The sequence below is a fragment of the Pseudoxanthomonas sp. genome (assembly GCF_036845285.1).
Lineage (GTDB): Bacteria > Pseudomonadota > Gammaproteobacteria > Xanthomonadales > Xanthomonadaceae > Pseudoxanthomonas_A.
The window spans coordinates 1-16244 of sequence record NZ_DAIUEE010000026.1; the positions used below are offsets into that span (position 1 = coordinate 1).

General features: G+C 64.9%; 11 protein-coding genes and 1 tRNA gene. All 12 read right to left on the reverse strand.

Features of this window, described 5'->3' with window-relative positions; all coding sequences use genetic code 11:
* Positions 1-155: 155 nt before the first annotated feature.
* The 12 genes from fusA to V7060_RS18310 all read right to left on the reverse strand — a co-directional run bounded on the left by fusA (position 156) and on the right by V7060_RS18310 (position 16095).
* The gene (fusA, locus tag V7060_RS18255; RefSeq protein ID WP_334180635.1) at positions 156-2246 is read right to left on the reverse strand and encodes an elongation factor G; all 2091 of its coding nucleotides are present in this window, start codon (positions 2244-2246) and stop codon (positions 156-158) included.
* A 175-nt stretch (positions 2247-2421) separates the two neighbouring features.
* Positions 2422-2889 carry a 30S ribosomal protein S7 gene (rpsG, locus tag V7060_RS18260; protein WP_055945227.1) on the reverse strand — a complete coding sequence of 156 codons (468 nt, stop codon included), beginning with the start codon at positions 2887-2889 and terminating at the stop codon, positions 2422-2424.
* Positions 2890-2901: 12 nt separating this feature from the next.
* Positions 2902-3276: a 30S ribosomal protein S12 gene (gene rpsL, locus V7060_RS18265; RefSeq protein ID WP_055945224.1), complete on the reverse strand. Its 375-nt coding sequence runs from the start codon at positions 3274-3276 to the stop codon at positions 2902-2904.
* 234 nt (positions 3277-3510) lie between these two features.
* Positions 3511-7743 (reverse strand): DNA-directed RNA polymerase subunit beta', encoded by a 4233-nt coding sequence (rpoC, locus tag V7060_RS18270; protein ID WP_334180636.1) that lies wholly within the window; start codon positions 7741-7743, stop codon positions 3511-3513.
* Positions 7744-7835: 92 nt separating this feature from the next.
* A complete protein-coding gene (gene rpoB / locus V7060_RS18275; RefSeq protein WP_334180637.1) occupies positions 7836-11987 on the reverse strand; it encodes a DNA-directed RNA polymerase subunit beta in 4152 nt (1383 codons plus the stop codon).
* A 236-nt stretch (positions 11988-12223) separates the two neighbouring features.
* The gene (rplL, locus tag V7060_RS18280; protein ID WP_327480605.1) at positions 12224-12595 is read right to left on the reverse strand and encodes a 50S ribosomal protein L7/L12; all 372 of its coding nucleotides are present in this window, start codon (positions 12593-12595) and stop codon (positions 12224-12226) included.
* Positions 12596-12655: 60 nt separating this feature from the next.
* Complete coding sequence (gene rplJ / locus V7060_RS18285; protein ID WP_334180641.1) at positions 12656-13192, reverse strand: 50S ribosomal protein L10; 537 nt, start codon at positions 13190-13192, stop codon at positions 12656-12658.
* Positions 13193-13666: 474 nt separating this feature from the next.
* Positions 13667-14365: a 50S ribosomal protein L1 gene (gene rplA, locus V7060_RS18290; RefSeq protein WP_334180638.1), complete on the reverse strand. Its 699-nt coding sequence runs from the start codon at positions 14363-14365 to the stop codon at positions 13667-13669.
* 3 nt (positions 14366-14368) lie between these two features.
* Positions 14369-14797 carry a 50S ribosomal protein L11 gene (rplK, locus tag V7060_RS18295; RefSeq protein ID WP_055945202.1) on the reverse strand — a complete coding sequence of 143 codons (429 nt, stop codon included), beginning with the start codon at positions 14795-14797 and terminating at the stop codon, positions 14369-14371.
* Positions 14798-14998: 201 nt separating this feature from the next.
* On the reverse strand, positions 14999-15556 hold the full coding sequence (nusG, locus tag V7060_RS18300) for a transcription termination/antitermination protein NusG (protein ID WP_334180639.1): 558 nt from the start codon (positions 15554-15556) through the stop codon (positions 14999-15001).
* A gap of 13 nt (positions 15557-15569) precedes the next feature.
* Entirely contained in the window at positions 15570-15959 is a 390-nt protein-coding gene (gene secE / locus V7060_RS18305) for a preprotein translocase subunit SecE (RefSeq protein ID WP_334180640.1), read from the reverse strand.
* 60 nt (positions 15960-16019) lie between these two features.
* Positions 16020-16095 (reverse strand) — tRNA-Trp (locus tag V7060_RS18310).
* Positions 16096-16244 lie beyond the last annotated feature (149 nt).

The window sequence follows — 16244 nt, forward strand, 5'->3', positions numbered from 1 at the left end:
CAATCGTGCCCACGTTCACGTGGGGCTTGGTGCGTTCGAACTTACCCTTTGCCATTGTCTTTACCTCTGTGATTCGTGATTCGTGATTCGTGACTGGCTGGAAGCGGAACCCGTGCTCTTGCGAATCACGAATCCCGCATCACCAATCACGGCTTCTAGTTCTTCTTGACGACTGCGTCGGCGATGTTGGCCGGCGCTTCCGCGTAGTGGTCGAACTCCATCGAGAACGTGGCGCGACCCTGCGACATCGAACGCAGCGTGGTGGCGTAGCCGAACATTTCGCCCAGCGGCACCATCGCGGCGATCACCTTGCCGGACGGACTGTCGTCCTGACCCTGCAGGATGCCACGACGACGGCTCACGTCGCCCATCACGTCGCCCAGATAGTCTTCCGGGGTGACGATCTCGACCTTCATCATCGGCTCCAGCAGGACCGGCTGGGCCTTGCTGAAAGCTTCCTTGAAGGCCATCGAGCCGGCGACCTTGAACGCCATTTCATTGGAGTCGACGTCATGGAACGAGCCATCGACCGCCTTGATGGCGATGTCGACCACCGGGAAGCCGGCCAGCGGGCCGCTCTTCATGGCGTCCTCGATGCCCTTGCCCGCGGCAGCGACGTATTCCTTCGGCACCACGCCGCCGACGATCGCGCTCTCGTACGAGAAGCCGACGCCACGCTCGACCGGCGACATTTCGATGACGATGTGGCCGTACTGGCCGCGACCGCCCGACTGGCGCACGAACTTGCCGTCCTGCTTCACCGACTTGCGGATCGTCTCGCGGTAGGCCACCTGCGGCTTGCCGACGTTGGCTTCCACGTTGAACTCGCGCTTCATGCGGTCGACCAGGATTTCCAGGTGCAGCTCGCCCATGCCCGAGATGATCGTCTGGCCGGATTCCTCGTCGGTCTTGACGCGGAACGAGGGATCTTCCTGCGCCAGGCGGCCCAGGGCCAGACCCATCTTTTCCTGGTCGGACTTGGTCTTCGGCTCCACCGCCATCGAGATGACGGGTTCCGGGAACACCATGCGCTCCAGCGTGATGATGTGGTCGAGCGAGCACAGCGTGTCACCCGTGGTGACGTCCTTCAGGCCGACGGCAGCGGCGATGTCGCCCGCGCGCACTTCCTTGATTTCATCGCGCTGGTTGGAGTGCATCTGCAGGATGCGACCCACGCGCTCCTTCTTCGACTTGACCGGGTTGTACACCGCGTCGCCGGAGTTCAGCACGCCCGAATAGACGCGGAAGAACGTCAGCGAACCCACAAACGGATCCGTCATGATCTTGAACGCCAGCGCCGAGAACGGCTCGCTGTCGCCCGCCTTGCGGCTGTCTTCCTTCTCGTTCTCGTCGATGCCCTGCACCGGCGGACGATCGGTCGGCGACGGCAGCAGCTGGATGACGCCGTCGAGCATCGCCTGCACGCCCTTGTTCTTGAACGCGGAGCCGCAGTACACCGGGATCACTTCGACCTTCAGGGTGCGCTCGCGCAGACCGGCGATGATCTCCGCCTCGGACAGGTCGCCCTCATTGAGGTACTTGTCCATCAGCTCTTCGCTGGCTTCGGCCGCGGCCTCCACCATGAAGGCGCGATCCGCCGCGGCCTTGTCGGCCAGCTCGGCGGGAATGTCGCGGTACTCGAACTTGGTGCCCTGCGAAGCGACATCCCAGTGGATGTACTTCATCTTCAGCAGGTCGATCACGCCCTCGAAACCGTCCTCGGCGCCGACCGGCACCTGCATCGGCACCGGATACGCACCCAGGCGCGTCTTCAGCTGGTCGACGACCTTGGCGAAGTCGGCACCGGTACGGTCCATCTTGTTGACGAACGCGAGACGCGGCACGGCGTACTTGTTGGCCTGGCGCCACACGGTCTCGGACTGCGGCTGCACGCCGCCAACGGCGCACAGCACGAACACCGCACCATCGAGCACGCGCAGCGAACGCTCGACTTCGATGGTGAAGTCGACGTGGCCGGGGGTATCGATGATGTTGAAGCGGTGCTGCGGCAGGGACTTGTCCATGCCCGTCCAGAACGCCGTGGTGGCGGCGGACGTGATGGTGATGCCGCGCTCCTGCTCCTGCTCCATCCAGTCCATGGTCGCGGCACCGTCGTGCACTTCACCGATCTTGTGGCTGACGCCGGTGTAGAACAGGATGCGCTCGGACGTGGTGGTCTTGCCGGCGTCGATGTGCGCCATGATGCCGAAGTTGCGGTAACGCTCGATGGGAGTGGTGCGAGCCACGACAGTCTCTCTTTTCTGATGGAGGGCCGGCGGGATGCCAGGGCCTTCCGTGGAGGGCAGATCTTCAGATGGCCGAATGCCGCCTTTCGGCGGCCTTCGGAGCGGAGCGCGGAAGCGCGCTCCAAGGGCACCTAGATGGTGCCGAAGGCCCTTGCTTGCAAGGGCCCGGAGGCCGTTACCAGCGGTAGTGCGCGAACGCCTTGTTCGCTTCCGCCATGCGGTGGGTCTCTTCACGCTTCTTGATGGCGCCGCCGCGGTTCTCGGAGGCATCCAGCAGTTCGGCGGCCAGCTTGCGCGGCATGGTGTTCTCGCCACGCTTGCGCGCGGACTCGATCAGCCAGCGCATCGCCAGCGCCATGCGGCGCGACGAACGCACTTCGACCGGCACCTGGTAGGTGGCGCCACCGACGCGGCGCGACTTCACTTCGACGGCCGGGGACACGTTGTCCAGCGCCTTCTCGACCAGCTCGAGGGCGTTGGGGTTCTTCTCGCCGATGACATCCATGGCGCCGTAGACGATCTTCTCGGCGACCGACTTCTTGCCGCTCAGCATCACCATGTTGATGAAGCGGGCGATCGTCTGGCTGCCGTGCTTGGGGTCCGGCAGGATTTCACGTTGGGGGGCAGAGCCTTTGCGCGACATGATTCTTTTTCCTTAAGCCTTGGGACGCTTGGCGCCGTACTTGGAACGGCCCTGGCGACGCTTGGCGACGCCGGAGGCGTCGAGCGAGCCGCGCACGGTGTGGTAGCGCACGCCCGGCAGGTCCTTCACGCGGCCGCCGCGCACGAGCACCACGGAGTGCTCCTGCAGGTTGTGGCCTTCACCGCCGATGTAGCTGATGATTTCTTCCTGGTTGGTCAGGCGCACCTTGGCGACCTTGCGAAGGGCCGAGTTCGGCTTCTTCGGGGTGGTCGTGTAGACGCGGGTGCACACGCCGCGACGCTGCGGGCAATTGTCCAGCGCGGGCGACTGGCTCTTGTACGTGGGGGCCTGCCGCGGCTTGCGGACCAGCTGATTGACGGTTGCCATAGTGGATTCTTCGTGTGAAGGCCGGAGCCTTGTTTGACATGAAAACGAAGGCAGGCCGCAAGACGGCCCACCTAGACGGAAAAGTATAGCCGGCAACCCGCCCGACCGTCAACGCGACGGAGGTGGGTGCCTGCCAACTGACTGCGATCCCGCCCTTCCTGGGCCGAAAACGAGGCGCGTCCTGCGCCTCTTTTCGTGGTCTGGGACGGCCCGGAGGCCGTCAGGTAGTACGGTTTAGCTGGCGCTGGACTCCTCGCCCGCGTCGTCGGTGGTCGCGACCGCGGCCACCGGAGCGGACTCGGCGCTGCCGCCCGACAGGGCGTTCACTTCCGCCTCGGTCAGGCCCGAAGCGTTGCGACGGCGCTGGTTGTGGTACGCCAGGCCGGTGCCGGCCGGGATGAGTCGGCCGACGATGACGTTTTCCTTCAGGCCGCGCAGCGTATCGCGGGTACCACGGACCGCAGCTTCGGTCAGCACGCGGGTGGTCTCCTGGAACGACGCCGCCGAGATGAACGACTCCGTCGCCAGCGAGGCCTTGGTGATGCCCAGCAGGACCGGATCGTACTTCGCAGGCAGCTCGTTGCGCGCCAGCAGCTTCGCGTTCTCTTCGATGAAACGCTGCTTCTCGACCTGCTCGCCGGCCAGGAACTTGCTGTTGCCGGCGTCGGTGATTTCCACCTTGCGCAGCATCTGGCGGGTGATCACTTCGATGTGCTTGTCGTTGATCTTCACGCCCTGCAGGCGATAGACGTCCTGGATTTCCTTGACCAGGTAGGCCGCCAGCGGCTCGACGCCCAGCAGGCGCAGGATGTCCTGCGGACTCGGCTCGCCGTCCACGATGGTTTCGCCCTTGGCCACGTGCTCGCCTTCGAACACGATGATCTGGCGGAACTTCGGAATCAGCTCCTCGTGCTCCGAACCATCGGTGTCCTTGATGATCAGGCGCTGCTTGCCCTTGGTGTCCTTGCCGAAGCTGATGACGCCGGAACGCTCGGCCAGAATGGCCGGATCCTTCGGCTTGCGGGCTTCGAACAGGTCGGCGACGCGCGGCAGACCACCGGTGATGTCGCGGGTCTTCGACGCTTCCTGCGGCACCTTGGTGACCACGTCGCCCACGCCGACGGCTGCGCCGTCCTGCAGGTTGACGATGGAGCGCGGCGGCAGCAGGTACTGCGCCGGCAGGTCGGTACCCGGGATGCTCAGGTCCTTGCCGTCCTTGTCGACGATACGGACGATCGGGCGCAGGTCCTTGCCCTGCGAACCGCGACGCTTCGGATCGGTGATCTCGCGCGAGGCCAGGCCGGTCAGGTCGTCGGTCTTCTCGATGACGGTGACGCCGTCGACGAAGTCCACGAAGCGCACGAAACCGGCCACTTCCGACACGATCGGGTGGTTATGCGGATCCCAGTTGGCCACGGCCTGGCCAGCGGTGATCTGGTCGCCGTCCTTGACGTTGATGGTGGCGCCGTAGGGCAGCTTGTAACGCTCGCGCTCACGGCCATGGCCGTCGAGCACCGACAGTTCGCCCGAACGCGAGACCGCGACCAGGCTGCCGTTCGCGTGTTCGACGAACTTCAGGTTGTTGAACTTGATCGAGCCGGTCGTCTTGACGGTGATGTTGTCCACGGCGGCGGCACGCGATGCGGCACCACCGATGTGGAACGTACGCATGGTCAGCTGCGTGCCTGGCTCGCCGATCGACTGCGCGGCGATGACGCCGACCGCTTCGCCGATGTTGACGATGTGGCCGCGGGCCAGGTCACGGCCGTAGCAGTGCGCGCAGACGCCGAAGTTGGATTCGCAGGTGATGGTGGAACGCACCTTCAGGGCCTGCACGCCCGCGTCTTCCAGCTTCTGCACCCAGGCTTCGTCGAGCAGCGTGTTGCGGGTGACGATCGGATCCTCGTCGTTGCCCGGCAGGAACACGTCCTCGGCCACGATGCGGCCCAGCACGCGGTCGCGCAGCGGCTCGACCACGTCGCCGCCTTCCACGATCGGGGTCATGGTCAGGCCTTCGGTGCCGCCGCAGTCGACCTCGGTGATCACCACGTCCTGCGCCACGTCGACCAGGCGACGGGTCAGGTAACCGGAGTTCGCCGTCTTCAGCGCGGTATCGGCCAGACCCTTGCGGGCACCGTGGGTGGAGTTGAAGTACTCCTGCACGTTCAGGCCTTCGCGGAAGTTCGCCTTGATGGGCGTCTCGATGATCGAACCGTCGGGACGGGCCATCAGGCCGCGCATGCCGGCCAGCTGGCGGATCTGCGCCTGGCTACCACGGGCGCCGGAGTCGGCCATGATGTACAGCGAGTTCATCGACTTCTCGTTGATGGTCTCGCCCTTGGCGTTCTGCACCTTGTCGGTACCGATGGTGTCCATCATCGCCTTGGCGATGCGCTCGTTGGTGCGCGACCAGATGTCGACCACCTTGTTGTAGCGCTCGCCGGCGGTGACCAGGCCGCTCTGGTACTGCTCCTGGATCTCCAGCACTTCCTGTTCGGCTTCGCCCAGGATGCCCTTCTTCTCGGCCGGGATCAGCATGTCGTCGATGCCGATGGAAACGCCGGCGCGCGTGGCGTACGCGAAGCCGGTGTACATCAGCTTGTCGGCGAACACGACCGTGTCCTTCAGGCCCAGCATGCGGTAGCTGGAGTTGATCAGGCGGCTGATGGCCTTCTTGTTCAACTCGGTGTTGACCAGCGCGAACGGCAGTCCGTCCGGCAGAATCTCGGCCAGCAGCGCGCGACCGATCGTGGTGTCCACGATGCTGCTCTGCTGGCTGCGGCCGCCGTCCTCGTCGATCACGGTACCGCTGATGCGGACCTTGACCTTCGCGTGCAGCTCGACGGCGCGGTTGTCGTAGGCGCGCTTGACCTCGGCGATGTTGGCGAACGCCATGCCCTCGCCCTTCTTGTTCTCCAGCGCGCGGGTCATGTAGTACAGGCCCAGCACGACGTCCTGCGACGGCACGATGATCGGCTCGCCGTTGGCCGGCGACAGGATGTTGTTGGACGACATCATCAGCGCACGCGCTTCCAACTGGGCTTCGAGCGAGAGCGGCACGTGGACGGCCATCTGGTCACCGTCGAAGTCGGCGTTGAACGCGGTGCAGACCAGCGGATGCAGCTGGATGGCCTTGCCTTCGATCAGCACCGGCTCGAACGCCTGGATGCCGAGGCGGTGCAGCGTCGGTGCGCGGTTCAGCAGCACCGGGTGCTCGCGAATGACCTCTTCCAGGATGTCCCAGACGTCGGCTTCTTCGCGCTCGACCAGCTTCTTGGCGGCCTTGATGGTGGTGGCCAGGCCACGGCGCTGCAGCTTGGCGAACACGAACGGCTTGAACAGTTCGAGCGCCATCTTCTTCGGCAGGCCGCACTCGTGCAGGCGCAGGGTTGGGCCGACCACGATGACCGAACGGCCGGAGTAGTCGACGCGCTTGCCCAGCAGGTTCTGGCGGAAACGGCCCTGCTTGCCCTTGATCATGTCGGCCAGCGACTTCAGCGGGCGCTTGTTGGTGCCGGTGATGGCGCGGCCGCGGCGGCCGTTGTCCATCAGGGCGTCAACGGACTCCTGCAGCATGCGCTTTTCGTTGCGCACGATGATGTCCGGGGCGTTGAGCTCCAGCAGGCGGCGCAGGCGGTTGTTGCGGTTGATGACGCGGCGGTACAGGTCGTTCAGGTCGGAGGTCGCGAAGCGGCCACCGTCCAGCGGGACCAGCGGACGCAGGTCCGGCGGCAGCACCGGCAGCACGGTCATGACCATCCATTCCGGACGGTTGCCCGATTCCAGGAACGCTTCCATCAGCTTGATGCGCTTGGTGAGGCGCTTGAGCTTGGTCTCGGAACCGGTGCTGGCGATTTCCTCGCGCAGGTTGACCATCTCGGCCTGCAGGTCGATCGTGCGCAGCAGGTCGTAGACGGCCTCGGCGCCCATGGCGGCGTCGAAGTCGTCGCCGTGTTCCTGGCGCGCCTGCATGAACTGCTCTTCGGTCAGCAACTGGCGGCGCTCGAGCGAGGTCAGGCCCGGCTCGGTGACGACGTAGGCTTCGAAGTACAGCACGCGCTCGATGTCGCGCAGGGTCATGTCCAGCATCAGGCCGATGCGCGACGGCAGCGACTTCAGGAACCAGATGTGCGCGACCGGCGAGGCCAGGTCGATGTGGCCCATGCGCTCGCGGCGGACGCGCGCGAGCGTGACTTCGGTGCCGCACTTCTCGCAGACCACGCCGCGGTGCTTCATGCGCTTGTACTTGCCGCACAGGCACTCGTAGTCCTTGATCGGGCCGAAGATGGCCGAGCAGAACAGGCCGTCGCGTTCCGGCTTGAAGGTGCGGTAGTTGATGGTTTCCGGCTTCTTCACTTCGCCGAAGGACCACGAACGGATCAGGTCCGGCGAAGCCAGCGCGATCTTGATCGCGTCGAAGTCCAGCGTCTGGCGCTGCTGGTTGAAGAGGTTGAGCAGGTCTTTCATGGTGTTTCTCCGTCAGGAGGAAGCTTTGTCGATGGCGGGTTGACCAGGGTCGATCGGCGCGGCGGCAGGTCAGTGCGGCCGCGCCACATCGGTCAGTCTTCCAGTTCCATGTTGATGGCGAGCGAGCGGATTTCCTTCACCAGCACGTTGAAGGATTCCGGCATGCCCGCGACCATCTCGTGGGCGCCGTCGACGATGTTCTTGTACATCTGGTTGCGGCCCTGCACGTCGTCCGACTTGACCGTCAGCATTTCCTGCAGGGTGTGCGCCGCGCCGTAGGCTTCCAGCGCCCAGACTTCCATTTCACCGAAGCGCTGGCCGCCGAACTGCGCCTTGCCGCCCAGCGGCTGCTGGGTGACGAGCGAGTACGGACCAGTGGAACGCGCGTGCATCTTGTCGTCGACCAGGTGGTTCAGCTTCAGCATGTGCATGTAGCCGACCGTGGTGTGGCGATCGAACGCCTCGCCGGTGCGGCCGTCGTACAGCTGGGTCTGGCCGCTGATCGGCAGGTCCGCGAGCTCGAGCATGTGCTTGATCTCGGTTTCCGCCGCACCGTCGAACACCGGGGTGGCCATCGGCACGCCGTCGGTCAGGTTCTGCGCCAGCGCAATCAGTTCCTTGTCGCTGAACTGGTCCAGGTCCACGCGGTCCTCGCCCAGCTTCTGGTCGTGGTTGTAGATCTGGGTCAGGAACTTGCGCAGGTCGGCGACCTTGGCCTGGGCTTCCAGCATGTTCTGGATCTTGCGACCCAGACCCTTGGCGGCCCAGCCCAAATGCACTTCCAGCACCTGGCCGATGTTCATGCGCGACGGCACGCCCAGCGGGTTCAGCACGATGTCCACGGTCTCGCCGGTGGCCATGTAGGGCATGTCCTCGACAGGCACGATCGTCGACACGACACCCTTGTTGCCGTGGCGGCCGGCCATCTTGTCGCCCGGCTGGATGCGGCGCTTCACGGCCAGGTAGACCTTGACCATCTTCAGCACGCCCGGGGCGAGGTCGTCGCCGGCGGTGATCTTGCCGCGCTTGTCGGCGAAGCGGCGCTCGAACTCCTTCTCGTGCGCCTGGATCTGCATCTGGGCGCGCTCGATGGCGTCGGACGCATCATCGTCCTTCATGCGCAGGGTGAACCACTCGGACTTCTTCAGGCCGTCGAGGTAGGCGTCGGAGATCGCGTCGCCCTTCTTCAGCGTGCCCGGACCGCCGTTGGCGACCTTGCCGACCAGCTGCGAACGCAGGCGGGCATAGATGGCGCCTTCGAGGATGCGGAACTGGTCGTCGAAGTCCTTCTTGACGCGCTTGATCTCGTTTTCCTCGATCTGGCGCGCACGCTTGTCCTTCTCGATGCCGTCGCGGGTGAAGACCTGCACGTCGATGACCGTGCCGTCCATGCCCGGCGGCACGCGCAGCGAGCTGTCCTTCACGTCCGACGCCTTCTCGCCGAAGATCGCGCGGAGCAGCTTCTCTTCCGGCGTCAGCTGGCTCTCGCCCTTCGGCGTGACCTTGCCGACCATGATGTCGCCGGCGCGCACTTCCGCACCGATGTACACCACGCCGCTCTCGTCGAGGCGGTTCAGCGCCTGCTCGGAGACGTTCGGGATGTCGGCGGAGATTTCCTCCGGCCCCAGCTTGGTGTCGCGCGCGACGCAGGTCAGCTCTTCGATGTGGATCGTGGTGTAGCGATCCTCTTCCACCACGCGCTCGGAGAGCAGGATGGAGTCTTCGAAGTTGTAGCCGTTCCACGGCATGAACGCGATCAGCATGTTCTGGCCCAGCGCCAGCTCGCCGATGTCGGTCGAGGGACCGTCGGCCAGCACGTCGCCGCGCGCGACCACGTCGCCCACGTTCACCAGCGGACGCTGGTTGATGCAGGTGTTCTGGTTGGAGCGCGTGTACTTGATCAGCGAGTAGATATCGACGCCGGCATCGGTTTCGCCGGAGATTTCGACCTCGTTGACCTTCACCACGATGCGGCCGGCGTCGATCTGCTCGACCACGCCGCCGCGACGGGCGTTCACGGTCACGCCCGAGTCGCGCGCCACGGCACGCTCGATGCCGGTACCGACCAGCGGCTTCTGCGCACGCAGCGTCGGCACGGCCTGGCGCTGCATGTTGGCGCCCATCAGCGCGCGGTTGGCGTCATCGTGCTCCAGGAACGGCACCAGCGCCGCGGCGACCGACACGGTCTGCATCGGCGAGACGTCCATGTAGTCCACTTCGCTGGGCGGCTTCAGCAGCGACTCGCCCTGGTAGCGGCACGGCACGAACTGTTCGGTCAGGCGGCTCTTGGCGTCGTGCAGCGCGTTGGCCTGCGCGATGACGTACTCGTTCTCCTCGATCGCCGACAGGTATTCGATCTCGTCGGTGATGGTGCCGTCCACGACCTTGCGGTACGGCGTCTCGAGGAAGCCGTAGTTGTTGGTGCGCGCGTACACGGCCAGCGAGTTGATCAGGCCGATGTTCGGGCCTTCCGGCGTCTCGATGGTGCAGACGCGGCCGTAGTGGGTCGGGTGCACGTCGCGCACTTCGAAGCCGGCGCGCTCGCGGGTCAGGCCGCCCGGGCCGAGGGCCGAGACGCGACGCTTGTGCGTGACTTCCGACAGCGGGTTGTTCTGGTCCATGAACTGCGACAGCTGCGAGGAGCCGAAGAACTCCTTGATCGCGGCGGCCACCGGCTTGGCGTTGATCAGCTCCTGCGGGGTCAGGCCCTCGGACTCGGCCATCGACAGGCGCTCCTTCACCGCGCGCTCGACGCGGACCAGGCCCACGCGGAACACGTTCTCGGCCATTTCGCCGACCGAACGCACGCGACGGTTGCCCAGGTGGTCGATGTCGTCGACGGTGCCACGGCCGTTGCGGATCTCGGTCAGGACCTTGATGACGTCCAGGATGTCCGAGGTCTCGCCCAGCGTGGCGACCAGGCGCTTGGCTTCTTCGTCATTGCGCGCGCCGAAGTACTTCTTGTCATACAGCACGGCTTCGCCGGTGGTTTCCTTGCGGCCCACGCGACGGTTGAACTTCATGCGGCCGACGTTCGACAGGTCGTAGCGCTCGAAGGTGAAGAACAGGTTGTGGAACAGGTTCTGCGCGGCGTCCTTGGTCGGCGGCTCGCCGGGACGCATCATGCGGTAGATCTCGACCAGCGCTTCCAGCTGGGTCTTGGTCGGATCGATGCGCAGCGTGTTGGACAGGTACGGGCCACGGTCCAGGTCGTTGACCCACAACGTGCCCACGGCGTCCACGCCGGCCTTGCGGAACTTGGCCAGCTGGTCGTCGCTGATCTCATCATTGGCCGCAGCCAGCAGTTCGCCGGTGTTGGCGTCGATCACGTCGTGCGACAGGATGCGGCCGACGAGGTATTCATCCGGCACGGCCAGCGCGGCGATGCCGGACTGCTCCAGCTGCTTCACGTGGCGCGCGGTGATGCGCTTGCCGGCTTCCACGATGACCTTGTCGCCATCGGCCAGGTCGAAGTTCAGCGTTTCACCACGCAGGCGCTCGGCGACGAGTTCCAGTTGCACGCCTTCCGGCAGGATGTGGAAGGTGTTGACATCGAAGAACTCGTTGAGCATTTCTTCGTTGTTGTAACCCAGCGCGCGCAGCAGGATCGAGACCGGCAGCTTGCGGCGGCGGTCGATACGCGTGAACAGCGCGTCCTTCGGGTCGAACTCGAAGTCCAGCCAGGAGCCGCGGTAGGGAATGATGCGGGCGCTGTACAGCAGCTTGCCCGAGCTGTGCGTCTTGCCGCGGTCGTGGTCGAAGAACACGCCCGGCGAACGGTGCAGCTGCGAGACGATGACGCGCTCGGTGCCGTTGACGATGAAGGTGCCGTTGTCGGTCATGAGCGGGATCTCGCCCAGGTAGACCTCCTGCTCCTTCACATACTTGATGGCCTTGGTCGACGACTCGCGGTCGTAGATCACCAGGCGCACGGTCACGCGCAGCGGGGCGCCGTAGCTCAAGCCACGGTTGCGGCACTCGCGCTCGTCGAACACGGGCTCGCCGAGCTTGTAGCCGACGTATTCCAGCGCGGCGTTGCCGCTGTAGCTGGCGATCGGGAAGACCGACTTCAGCGCGGCATGCAGGCCACGGTCCTCGCGCTTGGCGGGATCGGTGTGCTCCTGCAGGAATTCACGGTACGAATCGACCTGGATGGCCAGCAGGAACGGGACCTCGAGGATCGACCGCTGCTTGCCGAAATCCTTGCGGATGCGCTTCTTTTCGGTGAACGAATATGTCGTCATGTGACTGTGCCTCTGGCAGCGTGGGTCGCGCGTCCGCGACCACACGGGGGACATTCTTTCGAACGGGGGAATTTCCAGTTGGAAGTCGCTGGTATTGCCGGCACCAGCACGCCTTCTGCCGCTACTTCCAACTACAAACTCGCGTTTACATCGCTACGCGTTGAAACGACCGAAGGCCAGGGGCTTTCGCCCCCGGCCTCGGGTTGTCGCCTGAGTGAACGGGCGACGGATACGACTTACTTGACTTCGACGCTCGCACCAGCGGCTTCGAGGTCCTTCTTGAACTTGTCGGCGTCTTCCTTCGACACGCCTTCCTTCAGCACGCCGCCGGCCTCGGTGAGGTCCTTGGCTTCCTTCAGGCCCAGGCCGGTGATGGCACGGACAGCCTTGATGACGTCGACCTTCTTGGCACCGGCGTCCTTCAGGACGATGGTGAACTCGGTCTGCTCTTCGACCGGGGCGGCAGCGGCGGCCGGGCCGGCAGCGGCGGCGACCGGGGCGGCGGCGGAGACGCCGAACTTCTCTTCGATGGCCTTGACCAGCTCCATCACTTCCATCAGGGTCTTGCCGGCAATGGCGTCGACGATCTGTTCGTTGGAAAGGGACATTGTGTTTACCTTTGGAAATTATCTGGGATTAGGGTTCGTAGAACCGTAAAGACGTCGAACTCAGGCTTCGGCCGGGGCTTCGGCAGCGGCTTCCGCCGGTGCTTCGCCACCACCCTGCTTGTCGGCCACGGCCTTGACGGCGCGGGCAAACATGGACGCAGGTTCGGCCAGCACGCGGGCCAGCATGGCCAGCGCCTGATCACGGGTCGGCAGCGACGCCAGGACTTCCACATGGCTGGCCGGATACAGCTGGCCACCCACGGAGACGACCTTCGGCTGAAGCTTGTCGTTACCCTTGGCGAATTCCTTGATCAGGCGTCCGGCAGCGCCGGGCTCCTCGGTCGAAAACGCATACAGCAGCGGACCGACGAGCTTGTCCTGGACAACCTCGAATTCGGTACCGGCGATGGCACGCACGGCCAGCGTGTTCTTGACAACTTTCAAGAACACACCGGTCTCGCGGGCCTTCTTGCGCATCGCGGTCATCTGGGTGACCGTGGTGCCTGCGTATTCGGCAGCGACCAGGGAGTGCGCCTTGGCGGCGACGTCTGCCAGTTCGGCGACTACTTCTTGCTTCTGGGACAGATTGAGAGCCATACACTCCTCACTAATTGACTCCGCTTGCGGCTCCTGCCGCTCGCGGTCCTGGACGGCGCCCATCCTGGATGCCGGGGACTTGCGGTCCCGTCGGTGGCCTGTCTGACTGGCCGGCCTTGCGGCCAGCACCAGAAAACTTCCAGAAGGCGGCACCATCTGCGCAGGCGCACTCCCTTGCGGGGGTGGATTAAGCGATCCCGCTAGCCACGACGGCGATTCCCTGCCAACACGAGCCTCCGTGCCCGTCGTCGTTGCGCGCTGACCGCACCTGCGGTCTTTGACGGCTGTCGCTTGCGCCGGTCTCCCGGTTTGGGCGACTGCCCTCAAAATTTTTTCCGTCGTTCCCGCGAAGGCGGGAACCCGGCGACTTTCTTGTTTCTACTGCGACTCAAACTTCAAGTCGCTGGATCCCCGCTTTCGCGGGGATGATGTCCCGGCAAAGGCGCTCGCGCAGGGCGCGAGCGCGCCGGATCATCACTTCAGGGACAGCGAGGACTGGTCCACGGTCACGCCGGGGCCCATGGTCGAGCTGACCGAGATCTTCTGCAGGTACTGGCCTTTGGAGGTGGCCGGCTTGGCCTTCACCAGGTCGATCAGCAGTGCCTGCAGGTTCGACTTCAGCGCGTCGTCTTCGAAGCTGGCCTTGCCGATGGTGCAGTGGATGATGCCGGCCTTGTCGGTGCGGTAGCGCACCTGGCCCGACTTGGCATTCTTGACCGCCTCGGCCGGGTTCGGCGACACGGTGCCGACCTTCGGGTTCGGCATCAGACCGCGCGGGCCCAGGACCGTACCCAGCTTGCCGACCACGCGCATCGCGTCCGGCGTGGCGATGACCACGTCGTAGTTGATGTCGCCGGCCAGCATCTTCTCGGCCAGGTCGTCCATGCCGACGGCTTCGGCGCCAGCGGCGGCGGCTTCGTCAGCCTTGGCGCCGGCCGGGGCGAACACCGCTACGCGGACCGACTTGCCGGTGCCGGCGGGCAGCACGGTCGAACCGCGCACCTGCTGGTCGGACTTCTTGGCGTCCACGCCCAGGCGCACGGCCACGTCGACGGACTCGACGAACTTGGACTTGACCGCGGTCTTGACGATCTTCAGGGCCTCGTCAATGGCATACGCCTTGCCGGGGGTCACGGCGGCCAGGATGGCCTTCTGTCGCTTGTTCTGTGCCATCTCTTAACCCTCTACCGTCAGGCCCATGGAGCGGGCGGAACCCGCGATCGTGCGCACCGCTGCGTCCAGGTCGGCCGCGGTCAGGTCGGGTTCCTTCGCCTTGGCGATGTCCTCGAGCTGCTTGCGGGTGACCTTGCCCACCTTCTCGGTGTTCGGGCGCTTGGAGCCGGACGTGATGCCGACGGCCTTCTTCAGCAGGATCGACGCCGGCGGCGTCTTCGTGATGAAGGTGAAGGTACGGTCGGAATAGGCCGTGATGACCACCGGAATCGGCAGGCCCGGCTCCAGCTTCTGCGTGGCGGCGTTGAACGCCTTGCAGAACTCCATGATGTTCAGGCCGCGCTGACCCAGCGCAGGACCGACCGGCGGCGAGGGATTGGCCTGACCGGCCTTCACCTGCAGCTTGATGTAACCGACAACTTTCTTTGCCATGCGAGTACTCTCCGGGTGCTAGCGCCTGGGTTTCAGGCTCCCCATCGGACCGGGAAAATCACGCGTCCCGGTATCGCGTTTTCTCGAACGCGCCAATGGCCACCCGAGGGCAGGCCATGGCTCCTGCCCGGCATCGCCGTCAGGGAGCCGCGCAGTATATCAGGGTTTTACGGTCCCGGCTGAATGCGCCGGACTGCCGGTTCAGGCCTTCTCGACCTGCCCGAATTCCAGCTCCACCGGGGTGGAACGGCCGAAGATCAGCACCGCGACACGCAGGCGGCTCTTCTCGTAATTGACTTCCTCGACCACGCCGTTGAAGTCGTTGAACGGACCATCGGTGACGCGCACCATCTCGCCCGGCTCGAACAGCACCTTGGGCTTGGGCTTCTCGACGCCCTCCTGGACGCGGTCGAGGATGGCAGCCGCCTCTTCGTCACGGATCGGCAGCGGACGATCGGCCGTACCGCCGATGAAGCCCAGCACCTTGGAGGTGTCCTTCACCAGATGCCAGCTTTCGCTGTCCATCCGCGGGATGCCGCCTTCGTCATGGGTCTCGATCTGGACCAGCACGTAGCCGGGGAAGAACTTGCGCTCGGAACGGCGCTTCTGGCCGGAGCGCATTTCCACGACCTCTTCGGTCGGGACCAGCACATCGCCGAACTTCTCCTGCATGCCGTCGCGGACGATGCGGTCGCGCAGGGCCTGGGCCACCGACTTCTCGAAGCCCGAATACGCATGGACCACATACCAACGCTTCACTGCGGCACTCTCCTCAACGACCAAAATTCAGGAACAGCTCGATCGCCTTCTGGATGCCGAAGTCGAAGGCGGCCAGGATCAGGCTGAGAATGATCACCACGATGACGACGACCCACGTCGTACGGGTCGCCTCCTCGCGCGTCGGCCACACGACCTTGCGCAGCTCGAAGCGGGACTCGACCAGGAACTCGCGCGTGTCGCGCCCCTTGCCGGTCTGCAGGAACACCAGCGCGCCCAGCACCAGCCCTGCGACGACGGCCAGTGCACGCACCGGCGTGGCCCACTGGCCATTGAACCACCACCATGCGACCAGGCCACCGACGACCAGCGCCAGCGCCAGCGCGTACTTGGTGATGTCAGCTGCGGGCGTGCCGGCTTTGGATTGTTCGACCTTGCTGTTCAAGTCAGTTGTCGCTCTTTGCTTTGGGGAGCGCCGGGGATCCGGACTCCGCGGGGAAGGAAGTGGCACGCCAGGAGGGACTCGAACCCCCAACCTGCGGTTTTGGAGACCGCTGCTCTGCCAATTGAGCTACTGGCGTATCGATTTGCTACAACCTTCCCTTAGACGGCGAAGGCGGACCGAGGTTCCGGTCCGCCCTTGTCGCTTCATCAGGCGCTGGATCCCCGAATTCCCGGGGACGACGGCCTGACGAAGCCGGGCGGGCAATACCCGCCCGGGTCAGGACGT

Excerpts from the sequence above, each read along its gene's own strand:
- rpsG (WP_055945227.1), bottom strand. The coding sequence starts at position 2,889 with ATGTCGCGCAAAGGCTCTGCCCCCCAACGTGAAATCCTGCCGGACCCC.
- rpsL (WP_055945224.1), bottom strand. The coding sequence starts at position 3,276 with ATGGCAACCGTCAATCAGCTGGTCCGCAAGCCGCGGCAGGCCCCCACG.
- rpoC (WP_334180636.1), bottom strand. The coding sequence starts at position 7,743 with ATGAAAGACCTGCTCAACCTCTTCAACCAGCAGCGCCAGACGCTGGAC.
- rpoB (WP_334180637.1), bottom strand. The coding sequence starts at position 11,987 with ATGACGACATATTCGTTCACCGAAAAGAAGCGCATCCGCAAGGATTTC.
- rplL (WP_327480605.1), bottom strand. The coding sequence starts at position 12,595 with ATGTCCCTTTCCAACGAACAGATCGTCGACGCCATTGCCGGCAAGACC.
- rplJ (WP_334180641.1), bottom strand. The coding sequence starts at position 13,192 with ATGGCTCTCAATCTGTCCCAGAAGCAAGAAGTAGTCGCCGAACTGGCA.
- rplA (WP_334180638.1), bottom strand. The coding sequence starts at position 14,365 with ATGGCACAGAACAAGCGACAGAAGGCCATCCTGGCCGCCGTGACCCCC.
- rplK (WP_055945202.1), bottom strand. The coding sequence starts at position 14,797 with ATGGCAAAGAAAGTTGTCGGTTACATCAAGCTGCAGGTGAAGGCCGGT.